This is a genomic window from Streptomyces sp. JNUCC 64, assembly GCF_054484115.1.
Genome location: NZ_CM137015.1, coordinates 493,549 through 507,686, shown reverse-complemented (window position 1 = coordinate 507,686; position 14,138 = coordinate 493,549). Strand labels below are relative to the sequence as shown.

The window sequence follows — 14,138 nt, the reverse complement described above, 5'->3', positions numbered from 1 at the left end:
CGGCTCACCCGACTCAGCGGTTCCGGAGGACCCGTCCACCCCGGTGTCCGCTCCCGTCGCCCCCGCCGCTCCCCGCTCACGGCGTTCCCGCGTGCTGCGCGCGCTCGCCGCCGTGGTCCTGCTGGGGGCGACGGCCCTGGCGGTCGGCGGTTCGCTGAAGGGCGCCGGGGCGGAACTCTCCGCCGCCGTCGGCAGCCCCGGCGGGATCGCGCTGCTGGGCGCCGCCGTGCTCGCCAACGCGGCGGGCCTGGTGCTGTCGATGCTCTCCTGGCGGGTGCTGGTGGCGGACGGCGACACCCGGCTGCCGATGCCCGCCGCCGCCCGGATCTTCTTCATCGGCGTCATCAGCAAGTTCATCCCCGGCCGGATCTGGGGCGTGCTCGCGCACCTCCAGCTCGGCCGGGACGCGGGGGTGGCGCCCGAGCGGATGCTCTCCGGGTTCGGGCTCGGGCTGGTGATCGGCATCGCCACCGGCGCCGGGGCCGGACTGCTGGTGGCGCCCGTCGTCCTCGGCGCCTACGCCTGGGCGTTCGCACCGCTGGTGGTGCTGGCCGTCGCCGCGTACGTCCGGCCCGGCTGGGTGAACCGGCTGGTGGCGTTCGCCCTGAGACTGGCCCGGCGGCCCGCCGTGGAGCCGGGCTCGCCCCGGGCCGTCCGCCGCTCGATCCTGCTCGCCCTCGCCTCCTGGGGGGTGTCCGGGCTGCACCTGTGGGCGCTCGTCGTGCTGTTCGGCGCGCCCGCCGGACCCTCGCTGGCGGTGTCCGTCGGAGGGTTCGCGCTGGCCACCGTGGCGGGCAGCCTGGCCTTCGTCCTGCCCGACGGCATCGGCGCCCGGGAGCTGGTGCTGCTGGCCCCGCTCGCCGCCGTGATGCCGCTGTCCGCCGCGACCGCCGCGGTGATCGCCAGCCGACTGGTCTGCGTGCTCAGCGAGGTCGCCGCCACCGGAGCCGCGCTGCTCTGGGCCCGGCTCGCCCGCCCCGCTCCACCCGTCCTGTCCCGCACCACCGTTCCGGAAGGGATCCGATGACCGACCCCGCACCCCTGATCGGCCTCGACGAGGCCGAGGAGCTGACGGTTCGTCAAGTGCACGATCTGTACCGCTCGCACGTCAACAAGAGCCAGGTCTCCCTGATGACCTCCTTCGGCTTCGGGCGGGAGCTGGTCGACCACGCCGAGGGCGCCTGGATCCACACCCGCGACGGCCGTCGCGTCCTGGACTTCACCGGTGGCGTCGGCGTGCTGAACCACGGCCACAACCACCCCCGCATCCTGGCCGCCCGCAAGCGCTTCCAGGAGCGGCGGCGGATGGAGGTCCACAAGACCTACTTCTCGCCGTACGTCGCGGCCCTCGGCCACAACCTCGCCCAACTGCTGCCGGGCGACCTCGGGATGTCCTTCTTCCCCAACTCCGGCGCCGAGGCGGTGGAGGGAGCGGTCAAGCTCGCGTACAAGTACCACGCCGGGCGCCGGGGGAAGATCCTCCACGCCGACATCAGCTTCCACGGCAAGCTCCTCGGCTCCGGCAGCCTGACGGGCAGCCCCCAGGCCACCTCCTTCGCCTTCCCCGGCATCCCCGGGGTCGGCTCCTTCGCCTACGGCGACCTGGACTCGGTCCGCGAGGCCGTCGACCGGGCCCGCGACGCCAAGGGCCGCTGCGACGTCTACGCGATCCTGATCGAACCGTTCTCGGCCTCCACCATGACCGAGTGCTCCGAGGAGTTCCTGCGCGGTCTGCGCGAGCTGTGCACCGCCGAGGACATCGTGCTGATCTTCGACGAGATCTACACCGGCTGGGGCAAGACCGGCAGCCTCTTCCACTTCATGCGCTACCCGGGCCTGGTGCCCGACGTCGTCACCACCTCCAAGGCGTTCGGCGGCGGCAAGTCCTCCATCTCCGCCTTCGTCGCCCGGGAACCCGTCTTCAAGAAGGCGTACGACAACCTCGGCGACGCCATGCTCCAGTCCACCAGCACCACCTACTACGGCTTCGGCGAGGAGACCGCCACCGCCATCGAGGCCGTCAACATCGTCGTCGAGGACGACTACCCGGCCCGCGCCCGCGACATCGAACGGGTCCTCGTCCCCGGCCTGGAACGGCTCCGCAAGCAGTACCCCGACATCATCGCCGACCTCCGGGGCGCCGGGGCGCTGCACGGGGTGTTCCTGGACGGCGGCCCCCGCATCCTCGACCTCGCCGCCAAGCTCGCCCCCGGCGGCCTCGCCCGCGACCCGCTGCTGCGCACCAAGCTGATCACCTGCGCGGTGATCAACGCGATGTACCAGGAGCACGACGTGTTCCTCTACTACACCCTCAACGGCCGCAGCCCGCTGGTCGTCGCCCCGCCGCTGGTCGCCGGACCCGCCGAGGTCGAGATCTTCCTCGACGCCTTCGAACAGACCCTCGCCAAGGGCCTCACCCGGCTGCTCACCTCCTTCGTCAAGGACAAGGCGGTGTCCCGATGGGCCTGAGGATCGCCGTCACCGGAGCCGCCGGCATGCTCGGCTCCCACCTGGTCACCCGGCTGGCCGCCGACGGCCACGAGGTCACCGGACTCGATCTGCGCCCCGCCGAGCACACCCCCGAGGGCGCCCGGCACCTGATCGCCGACATCCGCGACGGCGCCGCCCTGGCCCGCGCCTTCACCGGGGCCGACGCGCTGGTGCACTGCGCCGCCGCGCTGCCCAGCTACCCCGTCGACCAGATCCGCTCCATCACCGTCGACGGCACCCGCGCCGTCCTCACCGCCGCCGAACGGACCCGCGTCCCGCGCGTCGTCCACATCTCCTCCACCGCCGTCTACGGTCTGCCCAAGCGGGTGCCCACCCCGGAGGAGCACCCGCGCGAACCCGTGGACCCGTACAGCTCCGCCAAGGCCGAGGCCGAGACGGTCGCCGAGGAGTTCCGGGCCCGGGGGATGTGCCTGCCGGTGCTGCGCCCCAAGACCTTCGTCGGCCCCGGCCGGATGGGTCTGTTCTCGATGCTCTTCGAATGGGCCGACGAACGCCGCAACTTCCCCGTCCTCGGCCGTGGCGACGTCCGCATCCAGATGTTCGGCATGGACGACCTGGTGGACGCCGTGGTGCTCGCCCTGGAGGCGCCGCCCGAGGTCGCCAACGACGTGTACAACGTCGGCGCCGCCGAGTTCGGCACCATCCGCGAGGACTTCCAGGCCGTCCTGGACGCCGCGGGCCACGGCAAGCGCGTCGTCCCGCTGCCCGCGGGCCCGGCCCTCGCCGTGCTGCGGGGGCTGGAGCGCACCCGGCTCTCCCCGGTGTACGGCCGACTGCTGTACAAGCTCCTCGACGACAGCTACGTGGACATCTCGCGTGCCCGCGAACGGCTCGGCTTCCGGCCGAAGCAGTCCAACCGCGACGCGATCCTGCGCACCTACGACTGGTGGCGCACCCTGCCCGCCGCCCGGGCCGCCACCGGCGCGAGCGGCCGGACCAGCCGCGACCCCTGGAAACAGGGAGCGCTCGGGCTGGCCAAGGTCTTCTTCTGACCCCCTGGAGCCCCAGCCGTGGAGAGCCCTGCCGTGGACATCCCGAAGACCGCCGCCGCGCCCGGCCGCGTGGCGACCCCACCCACCCCCGTCACCCCCACCACTCCCGTCACCCCCCGACCGGCCGCCGGTACGCGCCGCCGCCCCCTGGCGGACGCGCTGGCCCTGATCCGCCCCGGCCAGTGGGTGAAGAACCTGGCCGTCGTCCCGCTCGCCCTGCTCGACACCCGCCACTGGACCCTCCCCGGCGCGGGGCGCGTCCTGTGGGCCCTGGTCGTCTTCACCCTCGCCTCCGCGATCGTCTACGTGGTCAACGACCTCGCCGACCGCGACCGCGACCGACTGCACCCCGTCAAACGGCACCGCCCGATCGCGGCCGGCCGGATCGGCACCGGAGGGGCGCTCGCCCTGGCCGCCCTGCTGGCCGCCGCCCTGACCGGGGCCCTCCTGGCACGGCCGCTCGCCGAGGGCTGGCCGGTCGCGGTCTACCTGCTGATCAGCCTCGGCTACAGCCGGGGACTCAAACACGTGCCGCTGCTGGACGCGTTCATCGTCGCCTCCGGCTTCGTGCTGCGGCTGGTCATGGGCTGCGTCGCCCTCGGCCGACCGGTACCCCAGTGGCTCGCCATCTGCGTCTTCTCGTTCTGTCTGCTGCTCTCCCTGGGCAAACGGCGGCACGAGCTGCTCGCCGCCGGACTGGGCCACCGCCCCGCGCTGCGCGGCTACACCCTCGCCTTCGTCGACCAACTCATCGTCCTGATCGCCGGACTGACCGCCGTCTCCTATCTGCTCTCCCTCCACGAGGACCTGGCCCTCACCGGGGCCGCCCACACCGCGGCGCTGCTCACCGGGGTCTGCGCGATCTTCGGACTGGCCCGCTACCTCCAGGTGCTGCTGGTCGAGGAGGGCGGCGGCAACCCCGTCCGCGTACTGCTGCGGGACCGCGCCACCCTCGTCAACTCCGCGCTGTGGACCGCCCTCATCGGCACCGCGCTGGTCCTGGAGGCGACCACGGCCTGACACCGGCCGTGCCCCGCCTCCACCCGTCCACCCGTGCCCCCGCGCACCGACGCGTGTCCCCGCGCACCCGCGCCGCCGCGCACCGACGCACGCCCCGCGCCGCCGCGCACCGACCCATGCCCGCCCCGCCCGAAAGGCCCGGCCCGACATGACCCGCCCCACTGGAAACCCCCTGGTCTCGGTCGTCATCCCGAACTACAACTACGGTCGCGCCCTGGAGCTGTGCCTGCGCGCCGCCCAGGCGCAGACCTACCAGCCCCTCGAAATCCTGCTCGTGGACGACTGCAGCACCGACGACTCGGTGGCCGTCGCGGAGGCCCTCGGCGTACGGGTCGTCAGCACCGGGGTCAACAGCGGGGTCGCCATCACCCGCAACACCGGAGCGGCCCACGCCCGGGGCGAGATCGTCGTCTTCGTCGACTCCGACGTGGCCATGGAACCCGACGCCGTCGCCAACGCCGTCGCCATGCTCCGGGAGAACCCCCGCATCGGCGCGGTCTGCGGCACCTACGACGCCGAACCCCTGATCCGCGACAGCCTCATCGAGGAGTACCGCTGTCTGCACCAGTACTACTGGCTCGCCGAACACGAGGGACGGATCGGCACCCTGCACACCGCGATCTGCGCGATGCCCGCCGCCGTCTTCGCCGAGATCGGCCCGTTCAACCCGAGGCTGCGGCACACCGAGGACGGTGACTACGCCGCCCGGATCTGCCGCCACTACGAGGTGCACAGCTCCACCACCGTGCGCGGCCGCCACGACCACGACGACACCTGGCGGGTGGTCCTCCGCAAGGTCTTCCACCGCACCCGGCTGCACATCCCGCTCTACGTCCGCCGCCGCGACCTGCCCGGCGGCATCGCCACCGGACCGCGCGCCGGAGCCAGCGTCGCCGCCCTGCTGGCCCTCGCCACCCTGCCCGCCGGACTGTTCGGCGCCCTGTGGCTGCTGCTTCCGGCCGCCCTGACCGCCGGTTCGCTGCTCGCCGACACCCGGCTGTACGCCTTCGTGCTGCGCCGCCGGGGCATCGGCTTCACCGCCTTCTTCGCCCTGGCGCACTTCGTCGTCAACGCCGCCATCGCCCTCGGCGCGGGCATCGGGGTGATCCAGTGGCTCACCTCCGGACGCTTCCGGAGGCTGTACGACCAGCCGCCCGCCCGGGACGCCGGACGGACCGCCGGAGCGACCGCGTGAGCGCGCCCGCCGACCTCGGCCGCCCCGCGCCCGGACCGGAACACCCCGACCCCGGATCCGGGCCCCCCGCCGCACCGCCCCCCGCCCCGTCTCGCCGGACCCGCGCCGCCCGGGCCGCCCGGGCCGCCGCCCTCGCGCTCTGCGTCCTCGCCGCCCTCTGGGCGCTGAACACCGTGCTGCGCACCGCGTTCAGCGGCCGCTGGTGGCTCTGGAACGGCTTCGACCTCGCACCCCCCGTCGCCTACCTGGCCGTTCCCCTCGTCCTGCTGGTGCCCGCCGTCCTGCTCCGCCGACTGCGCCGCCCCACCCTGCTGCTGCTCGCCCTCGCCCTGCTGCTGGGCGCCGGACAGGCGGGCGTCCACCCCGGCGCCCTGCTGCGCGACCAGCCGCCGGTACCGCCCGGCGCGCTGCGCGTGGTCACCTGGAACACCTTCTTCTGGCACCAGGACGGCGACCCCGACCGCTTCTACGACTACCTGCGCGGCTACGACGCCGACGTCTACCTGCTCCAGGAGTACCAGAACGCCCGGGGCGACCGGCCCGTCCCGATCGACGACCTCGACCGGATCGAGGCCGCCTTCCCCGGCTACCGGATCGCGACCGAGGGCGAGTTCCTCACCCTCTCCCGCCACCCCGTCACCCTCACCCGGGCGCTGCGCCCGGACGGACTGCCCGCCCCCGACACCGACTGGCCCGACTACTGGGACGTCCGCGCCCTGCGCACCGACATCAGTGTCGACGGGCGGGTCCTGTCCCTCTACAACACCCATCTGCCCGACCTGCTCAACGTCGACCGCAACGCGCTGACCCCGGCCTACTACCACGCGGTCGGCTCGCTCGCCCACCGCCGGCTGCTCCATCTGCGCGAACTCCGCGCCGACCTGGACGCCAATCCGCACCCGGTGGTCCTCGGCGGCGACCTCAACGTGCTGCCCGGCAGCGAGGACCTGCGCTGGTTCGAGGGGCTGCGCGACACCGCCGACTCCGGCACCGACGTCTACCCGGCCACCTTCCCGGCCGGACCCCTCGCGATGTGGCGGCTGGACTGGACCCTCGCCTCCCCGGACGTCGACGTCCACCGCCAGTCGCTGGACGACCCGCCCGCGGACCTCTCCACCCACCGACTGATCGACCTGCGGCTCTCCCTGCCGTCCCCGCCCTCCGCCGACCGCGACCGCCCGGCCCCGGAAGACCCGAAGGAACGGCCATGACCACCGCCCGCGCCGCGCGCCTGTACCGCTACGACCTGACCGTCGTCCTCACCTACTACCTGCCGTACACCAGCGGGCTGACCGAGGTGGCCCGGACGGTCGCCGAGGGGCTGGCGGCCCGGGGCCGCCGGGTCGCGGTGGTCGCCTCCCGGCACGACCCGTCCTCCCCGGCGCGCGAGCGCCTCAACGGGGTGGACGTGTTCCGCGCGCCCGTCGCCGCCCGGATCGGACGGGGGGTGATCAGCCCCGGCTTCCTTCCGCTGGCCGCCCGGCTGGCCCGCGCCTCCCGGGCCGTCAACGTCCATCTGCCGATGCTGGAGGCGGGCCCGCTGGCCCTGCTGGCGGGCCGGACCCCGGTGATCACCACCCACCACGACGACGTCTGGCTGCCGCCCGGCCGTCTCGCCGGGCTCCAGGTCCCGGTGGTGGACGCCTCGGTGGCCACCGCGCTGCGCCGGTCCGCCGCCGTCGTGGTCAACAACGCCGACCACGCCGAGCACTCCCGCCACTGGCCGCTGATGCGCGACCGCCTCGCCGTGATCGCCCCGCCCTGCCGGGAACGGGAACCCGCCCCCGCCGCCTTCCGCGAGGGGCCGGGCCCGCACTTCGGGTTCCTCGGCCGGATCGCCCCCGAGAAGGGGCTGCACCACCTGGTCGACGCCTTCCGGACCATCCAGGACCCCACCGCCCGGCTGCTGATCGCGGGGGACTACTCCAAGGTGGCGGGCGGCAGCGTGGTCGGCGCGCTGCGCGAGCGTTCGGCGGGCGACCGGCGGATCCGCTTCACCGGATTCCTGACGGACCATCAAGTATCCGAGTTCTACTCGTCGCTGGACGTCTTCGCGCTGCCCTCGGTGGCCGAGGAGTCCTTCGGCATCTCCCAGACCGAGGCGATGATGATGGGCGTTCCCTCGGTCGCCAGCGACGCCCCCGGCATGCGGGTCCCGGTCACCAGCACCGGCTTCGGCCGTCTCTTCCCGCCCGGTGACCCCACCGCCCTCGCCGCCGCCCTGCTGGAGGCGGCCGCCCTCTCCCCCCGGCAGCGGGCCGAAGGCGGCCGGGCCACCCGGGCCCGCTACGGCGCCGACGGCTGCCTGGACAGTTACGACGCGCTCCTGGACCGGATCGGGGCGGTCGGCCGGGTGGCCGCGTGACGACCGGTTCCGCCGCTCTGGCGGCGGCCGTCTCGTGGGCGGTGTTCCTGCTGGCCCATCTGCTGCTCAACGGGCGGTGGTGGGGCTGGCTGGTGCCCTCGCTGCTTCCGCCGCCGCTGTTCGTGGCGGTGCCCGTCCCGCTCGTCGCGCTCGGTCTGGCGGCGGGCGGGACCCGGGGCCTGACCGCCGCCGCGCTGGCCACCGCGAGCCTGGCCGTCGGCGCGCGCCAGAGCGGACTGCGGCCGCCCCGGCCGCGCCGGGGGCCGCGCCCCGCCGCGCCCGAGGGGGCGCCGCGGCTGGTCTCCTGGAACACCCGGCACTGGTGCCAGCGGACCGACCCGGAGCGGTTCTACCCCTATCTGCGGAGCCTCGACGCGGACGTCTACCTGCTGCAGGAGTACCACCACGACCGCTTCGACGGCACCTACGAACTGATCGACGACGAGGCCCGGCTGCGCGCCGCCTTCCCCGGACACGCGCTGGTCACCGCCCGGGGGCTGGTCACCCTCTCCCGGCTGCCGGTGGTCGCGGTCGTCGAGACCGCCGCCCGCCGCACCCTCCGGGTGGACCTGGGACTCCCCGGCGGGGGAGTGCTCACCACCTTCAACGTGCACATCCCCGTCCAGCTACGGCTGATCAGCCCGTTGCGGGCCGGGTTCTACCGGGCGGTGCGCTCCCGGGCCGCCGACCGGGAACGGGAGTACCGGGGCCTCGCCGAGGACGTCGCCGCCTGCCCGCATCCGGCCTTGATCGCGGGCGACTTCAACACCACCCCGGCCATCGGCGACGCCCGTAGGATCTCCCAACTGGGCCTGGATGCGGTGGAACTGACGAACCGTCTGTACCCTGCCTCCTGGCATCCCCGACCGGGTATGCGATGGTGGCGGCTGGACTGGGTGCTGACCACGCCCGGCGCGCGGGTGCACACGTACCGGTTCCGCGACCCGGGGGACCTGTCCGACCACTGCGTCCAGGAGGTGACCGTCACCCTGGACGCCGCCCCCCGGACGCCCCGCCGACCGCACCACCCCCGAGCGCACTCGCGCGCCGTGAACCCGAACTACCGAGAGGACGACTGACGATGCGTCACCACTTCCTGGGATCGACCGGCCTGGTGGTGAGTGAACTCTGCCTGGGCGCCATGACGTTCGGACGCGAGAGCGCCGAGCCCGAGGCCCACGCCATCCTGGACCGCTTCACCGAGGCGGGCGGCAACTTCGTCGACACCGCCGACATCTACTCGGCGGGCGCCTCCGAGGAGATCCTCGGCCGCTGGCTGAAGCAGCGCCGCCGCGACGACCTGGTGATCGCCACCAAGGTCCGGTACGGCACCGGCGACAGCCCCAACGACCGGGGCCTCGGCCGCAACCATCTGATCGCCGGGGTGGAGGCCAGCCTGCGGCGGCTCGGCACCGACCACATCGACCTGTACCAGGTGCACGCGTGGGACCCCGCGACCCCGCTGGAGGAGACCCTCTCCACCCTGGACACCCTGGTGAAGTCCGGGAAGGTCCGCTACCTGGGCGCCAGCAACTTCACCGGCTGGCAGCTCCAGAAGGCCCTCGACCTCAGCAGGCTGCACGGCTGGGAGCGCTTCGTCGCCCTCCAGCCGCTCTACAACCTGCTGGACCGCTCCACCGAGTGGGAGCTGGTCGAGGTGGCCCGTCAGGAGAGCCTCGGCGTCATCCCGTGGAGCCCGCTGCGGGGCGGCTGGCTCAGCGGCTCGATCCGGCGCGGCGACACCGCCCCGCCGACGGGCAGCCGGGTGGAGACCGCCGAGCGGCTCGGCTGGGGCGAGTCCTGGAGCGCCTACCAGGACGAGCGCACCTGGCGGGTGCTGGACGCCCTGTTCGAGGTGGCGGAGCGCGCCGGGCTCACCCCGGCCCAGGTGGCGATCGCCTGGCTGGCGGGACGGCCCACCGTCACCGCTCCGATCATCGGCGCCCGCACCCTCGACCAGCTGGAGAACCTCCTGGGCGCGGCCGACGTCGACCTCGACCCGGCCGACGCGGCGCTCCTCACCGAGGCCAGTGAGCTGCCCCTCCCGTACCCGTACAACGTCATCGCCACCGACCCGGCCCAGCGCTGACCCGTCCGGCGGCCCGTCCCGTCTCCCCGGGGCGGGCCGTCCCGCCTCCGTCCCGTCCGGAACGGAGGCGGAACCCGGCCCTCGGTCGAGGACAGGGATACGGGCAGGGCGCCGAGCTGGTGCTTCAGGCGGGCCGGCGCTCCGGGTGGCCGGTGAGGATCACGAAAGTCGCTTGTATAGCATGACCCGATTAACGGCGATCGCTTCCGATCGGCCACCTGACGTACAAACCGTGCCACCCGGTACGAATAGTGACCTTTCGATCAACATCAAGTAAATCGGCCGAATAATTGATACGAGTAACATCGCGGTTCTTTTCGCGAATATGGTCCAGGATCCCGTTCGCCGCGTGGCGTCAGCCACGGGTGATGCTGTGGGTCGCGGCGGCTGTGGTGGCCCTCGGGTTCCTCGTCGCGCTGGAGGTCGCGGCCCGTCGCTACGGCGTGCCGGGTCCGGTCTACCAGCAGGTGAGGGAGGTGGTCCTGGTTCCCGCGTCGGGGCCCCTGCTGTACGCCAGCATGGCCTTGATGATGGTGGTGCTGACCTGGCGGGAACGGCGCCTCGCGGCCGGGATCGCCATCGGGATCGACGTGGTCTTCGCGCTGGTGCGCCTGGCCGCCGGAGCCGAGCAGGAGTACGGCAACGGCGCCCTCTGGGTGATCATCGGCTGCGCGGTCATCGCGGTGACCCGCCGCACCGGCCCGGAACGGCTGCTCCTGCTGAAGGGCGTCGGACTGGGACTGCTGCTGGTGGCGGGCCGCAAGACCGGTGACGCCTGGCTGCTGATCACCTCCAAGACCCGTCCCGAGGTGCTCGACCAGTACGTGCTCACCGCCGACCAGGCGCTGGGCAACCCGTCCTGGCTGGTGGGCCGGGTGATCGAGGCCACCGGCACGGTCGGCGCCCGCTTCCTCGACTTCGTCTACGTGATGCTGGCGGTCGCCGCGGTCGTCGTCGCGGTGTACCAGCTGCGGCACGTGGCCACCGAGCGCAGGTTCCCGAGCCACCACCTGGTGCGCACCTTCCTGGTCATCGGTCTGCTCGGCCCGGGCATCTACATGATCTTCCCCGTGGTCGGTCCGGTCTTCGCCTTCGGCCCGGACGGCGGTCCCTGGGCGACGGCCGACGTGTGGCCGAACACGATGCCGGGGATCACCGTCCCGGAGCACATGCCCTTCGACGAGATCACCCCCCGCAACTGCATGCCCAGTCTGCACACCGCGTGGGCCGTCGTGATCTTCATCCACTCCCGCAAGGCCACGCGCTGGCTGCGGGCCGCGGGGACGCTCTGGCTGATCGCCACGCTCTCCGCGACCCTGGGGTTCGGCTACCACTACGGAGTGGACCTCGTCGCGGGCGTGGTGTTCACCCTCACCATCGAGGCGGCGCTGCGCGCCCACGACCGGGGCTGGGACCGGGCCGGGGTGTGGACGGTGGCCCACGGAGCGGCCGTCTTCACCGCGTTCCTGCTGGCGTACCGCTTCCTGTCCGTGGAGATGGCCGAGTACCCGTGGGTGGCCGGCCCGCTGCTGATCCTGGCGATGGGCTCGGTGATCTACCTCTACCTCCGGACCACCAGGCGCTGGGACGCCGACGCCGTGTCCGTCGAGGCGGCGGCGCCCCCGCTGGAGGCGGCCGCTCCGGCCGGTCGCTGACACCACGGCGCGGGTTGGACCGCGAGGTTCCCCGGGGGGACGGTTCCGGCAACGGCCGGGCCGTCCCCCCGCTGTCGTTCCCCGGTCAGTCGACCGGTTCCCCGGGCTGGTCGTGGGTGGCGCAGTGGATGCCGCCGCCGCCCGAGGCCACGGTGTCGATCGTGACCGGCACGACGTCCCGGGTGGGAAAGTGCTCCCGCAGCAGGCCACGGGCGTGGTCGTCGGCCTTGCGGTCGCCGAACCGGGGTAGGAAGACGGCGTCGTTGGCGATGTAGAAGTTGGCGTAGGACGCCAGGAACTCGTCGCCCTCGCCCCTGATCCTCCGGAAGTCGGGCTGCGGCAGTTCGACGACCTCGAAACCCCGTCCCCGGGCGTCGGTCGCCCCGGCCAGGACGGACCGGGCCTGGTCGGCGGAGCGCGACCAGGAGTCCGGCGGGGTACTGGGGTGCGCGCGGTCCAGCAGGACGACACCGGGCTCGGTGAAGCGCACCAGGCTGTCCACGTGGGCGTCCGTGATGTCCTCGCCGCGCACCCCGGCCAGCCAGACCACCTTGGTGACGCCGAGGGTCTCCTTGAGTTCGGCCTCGATCCGGTCCCGGCTCTTGCCCGGGTTCCGGTTGGGGTTGACGATCGAGCTCTCGGTGATCAGCAGGGTGCCCTCGCCGTCCGTCTCGAAGGAGCCGCCCTCGGAGACCAGCGGGGCCTTCTCCCGGGGGACGTCGTACTCGGCGAGGAGGGTACGGCCGACCCGGGCGTCACGGGTGTGTTCCTGCTTGTCCCCCCAGCCGTTGAAGTTGAAGTCGACACCGGTGACCTCGCCGTCCCGCTCGACGAAGACGGGGACGGTGTCCCGGGCCCACAGGTCGTCGACGGCCAGCGGGACGACCTCGACCTGGGAGCCGCACGCCCGCTGGGCCGCCTTCACCTGGTCGGGACCGGCCAGCATCACGACCGCCTCGTACTCCCCGACGGCCCGGGCGATCCGGGCGATGTCCTTCCGTACGTAGGGCAGGTCCTCCTCCCAGACCGAGGCCAGCGCGGGCCAGGACATGAACGTCCGCGCGTGGCTCTCCCACTCCGCGCCCAGCCGCCGCCCTCCGGGGGCCGTCACGGACCGGGACGGGGTGACCGCCCGGGTGGTCCGGGCGCCGGAGCCGCCGGAGTCGCCCGAGCCGCAGGCGGAGGCCCCCAGGACCGCCGTACCGAGCCCGGCGAGCGCGCGCAGGGCGGCCCGGCGGGTGGGGGAGAGGAAGGACATGGGTGGCTCCTGTCATGGACGGCCGGAGGATGCCCGGCCGGGGCGGGGGCGCGGGCTGCCGGTTCCGGTGGCGGCCGACGGGCGCGACGGCCCGTGGGCGCTCCGGTACCAGCATGCGCGCGCGGCGCCGTGGACGCCGGGTTCTCCGGACGTGGCGCGGGACCTTCTGTCGCCACCATGAAACTGACGGGAATTTCAGTCAATTTCCCTACCTTATGGAGTCGATTCGTCGCTTTCCATGTAGTGAGTGTCCTTGGGGTGGTTGTTTTCTGGGCATTTCGGGCTTCATCGGCGCTCTGCTGAGGCGGCTTGCCTGCCCCTGGCGTCTCTGAAGTCATCCCGTGAGGTGCCTCCTCGCCGCATCTCCTGAAAATCTGATCAGTCGATGTCGCCCGATCCCCTCCAGGAGTCCCCGGTAGAGTGCGCGCCATGGCGTCTCGCAGCACTCAGATCCTCGAAGCGGCCGCCCGGGTGATCGCCCGGCGGGGGGTGCGCGGGCTGCGGGTGGAGGAGCTGGCCGCCGAGGCGGGCGTGTCCACCGCCCTGGTCTACTACCACTTCAAGGACCGCACCGGGGTACTGCGCCACACCCTGGAGTTCATCAACGACCGGGCCGAGCGCTACACCACGGACCGCGCCCCGGACGCCCCGCCGCCCACTCCCCGCGAGGAGTTGGAGGACGCGCTGCTGCTGGAGCTCCAGGACACCGTGGAGGTGCGGGAGAACAGCTCGGCCTGGGGTGAGCTGCGGGCCAGCGCCGTCTTCGAGGAGGCCCTGCGCGAGGACCTCGCCCGGGCCACCCTGGTGTGGGTCCAGGAGGTGGCGGCGCTGCTGGGCAGGGTCGAGCCCCTCGCCCCCGCCTCCTCCCTCGCCGCCGCCGCCGAGCGGCTCACCGCGCTGCTGGAGGGGCTCAGCACCCGGTGGCTCAGCGGTGGCGTCCGGATCGGTCACGCGCGGGAGCTGATGCGGGGCGCCGTCGAGGCCGAACTGGCCGGACTCCGGCGGGACTGAGCGTTCCGGCGCCCCGCGAAGGGGCCGGGGTCCGGGCGGGAC

The 14,138-nt window shown here is 73.3% G+C and carries 12 protein-coding genes; 11 read left to right on the top strand and 1 reads right to left on the bottom strand.

The window, feature by feature from the left end:
- The first annotated feature begins 43 nt into the window (after positions 1–43).
- From ACVWNX_RS01980 to ACVWNX_RS01935, 10 genes are all read left to right on the top strand, one after another.
- Entirely contained in the window at positions 44–1,027 is a 984-nt protein-coding gene (locus ACVWNX_RS01980; protein ID WP_454412095.1) for a lysylphosphatidylglycerol synthase domain-containing protein, read from the top strand.
- Positions 1,024–2,469 carry an aspartate aminotransferase family protein gene (locus ACVWNX_RS01975; protein ID WP_454412094.1) on the top strand — a complete coding sequence of 482 codons (1,446 nt, stop codon included), beginning with the start codon at positions 1,024–1,026 and terminating at the stop codon, positions 2,467–2,469. The genes ACVWNX_RS01980 and ACVWNX_RS01975 overlap by 4 nt, the downstream gene beginning before the upstream one ends.
- Positions 2,460–3,503, top strand: coding sequence for an NAD-dependent epimerase/dehydratase family protein (locus ACVWNX_RS01970; RefSeq protein WP_454412093.1), 1,044 nt, complete (start codon positions 2,460–2,462; stop codon positions 3,501–3,503). Before ACVWNX_RS01975 ends, ACVWNX_RS01970 begins: the two co-directional genes overlap by 10 nt.
- Before the next feature lie 33 nt (positions 3,504–3,536).
- Positions 3,537–4,523: a UbiA prenyltransferase family protein gene (locus ACVWNX_RS01965; RefSeq protein WP_454412092.1), complete on the top strand. Its 987-nt coding sequence runs from the start codon at positions 3,537–3,539 to the stop codon at positions 4,521–4,523.
- A gap of 148 nt (positions 4,524–4,671) precedes the next feature.
- A complete protein-coding gene (locus ACVWNX_RS01960; RefSeq protein WP_454412091.1) occupies positions 4,672–5,718 on the top strand; it encodes a glycosyltransferase family 2 protein in 1,047 nt (348 codons plus the stop codon).
- The gene (locus tag ACVWNX_RS01955) at positions 5,715–6,929 is read left to right on the top strand and encodes an endonuclease/exonuclease/phosphatase family protein (protein WP_454412090.1); all 1,215 of its coding nucleotides are present in this window, start codon (positions 5,715–5,717) and stop codon (positions 6,927–6,929) included. Before ACVWNX_RS01960 ends, ACVWNX_RS01955 begins: the two co-directional genes overlap by 4 nt.
- Positions 6,926–8,083 (top strand): glycosyltransferase family 4 protein, encoded by a 1,158-nt coding sequence (locus ACVWNX_RS01950; protein ID WP_454412089.1) that lies wholly within the window; start codon positions 6,926–6,928, stop codon positions 8,081–8,083. Before ACVWNX_RS01955 ends, ACVWNX_RS01950 begins: the two co-directional genes overlap by 4 nt.
- Entirely contained in the window at positions 8,080–9,162 is a 1,083-nt protein-coding gene (locus ACVWNX_RS01945; RefSeq protein WP_454412088.1) for an endonuclease/exonuclease/phosphatase family protein, read from the top strand. The genes ACVWNX_RS01950 and ACVWNX_RS01945 overlap by 4 nt, the downstream gene beginning before the upstream one ends.
- A gap of 2 nt (positions 9,163–9,164) precedes the next feature.
- Entirely contained in the window at positions 9,165–10,172 is a 1,008-nt protein-coding gene (locus tag ACVWNX_RS01940) for an aldo/keto reductase (RefSeq protein ID WP_454412087.1), read from the top strand.
- A 368-nt stretch (positions 10,173–10,540) separates the two neighbouring features.
- Entirely contained in the window at positions 10,541–11,827 is a 1,287-nt protein-coding gene (locus ACVWNX_RS01935) for a phosphatase PAP2 family protein (protein ID WP_454412086.1), read from the top strand.
- 85 nt (positions 11,828–11,912) lie between these two features.
- Here the strand turns inward: ACVWNX_RS01935 and ACVWNX_RS01930 are convergent, their stop codons facing one another.
- Positions 11,913–13,085, bottom strand: coding sequence for an agmatine deiminase family protein (locus ACVWNX_RS01930; RefSeq protein WP_454412085.1), 1,173 nt, complete (start codon positions 13,083–13,085; stop codon positions 11,913–11,915).
- A 429-nt stretch (positions 13,086–13,514) separates the two neighbouring features.
- Between ACVWNX_RS01930 and ACVWNX_RS01925 the strand changes: the two genes are divergently transcribed.
- Positions 13,515–14,096 carry a TetR/AcrR family transcriptional regulator gene (locus tag ACVWNX_RS01925; protein ID WP_454412084.1) on the top strand — a complete coding sequence of 194 codons (582 nt, stop codon included), beginning with the start codon at positions 13,515–13,517 and terminating at the stop codon, positions 14,094–14,096.
- Positions 14,097–14,138 lie beyond the last annotated feature (42 nt).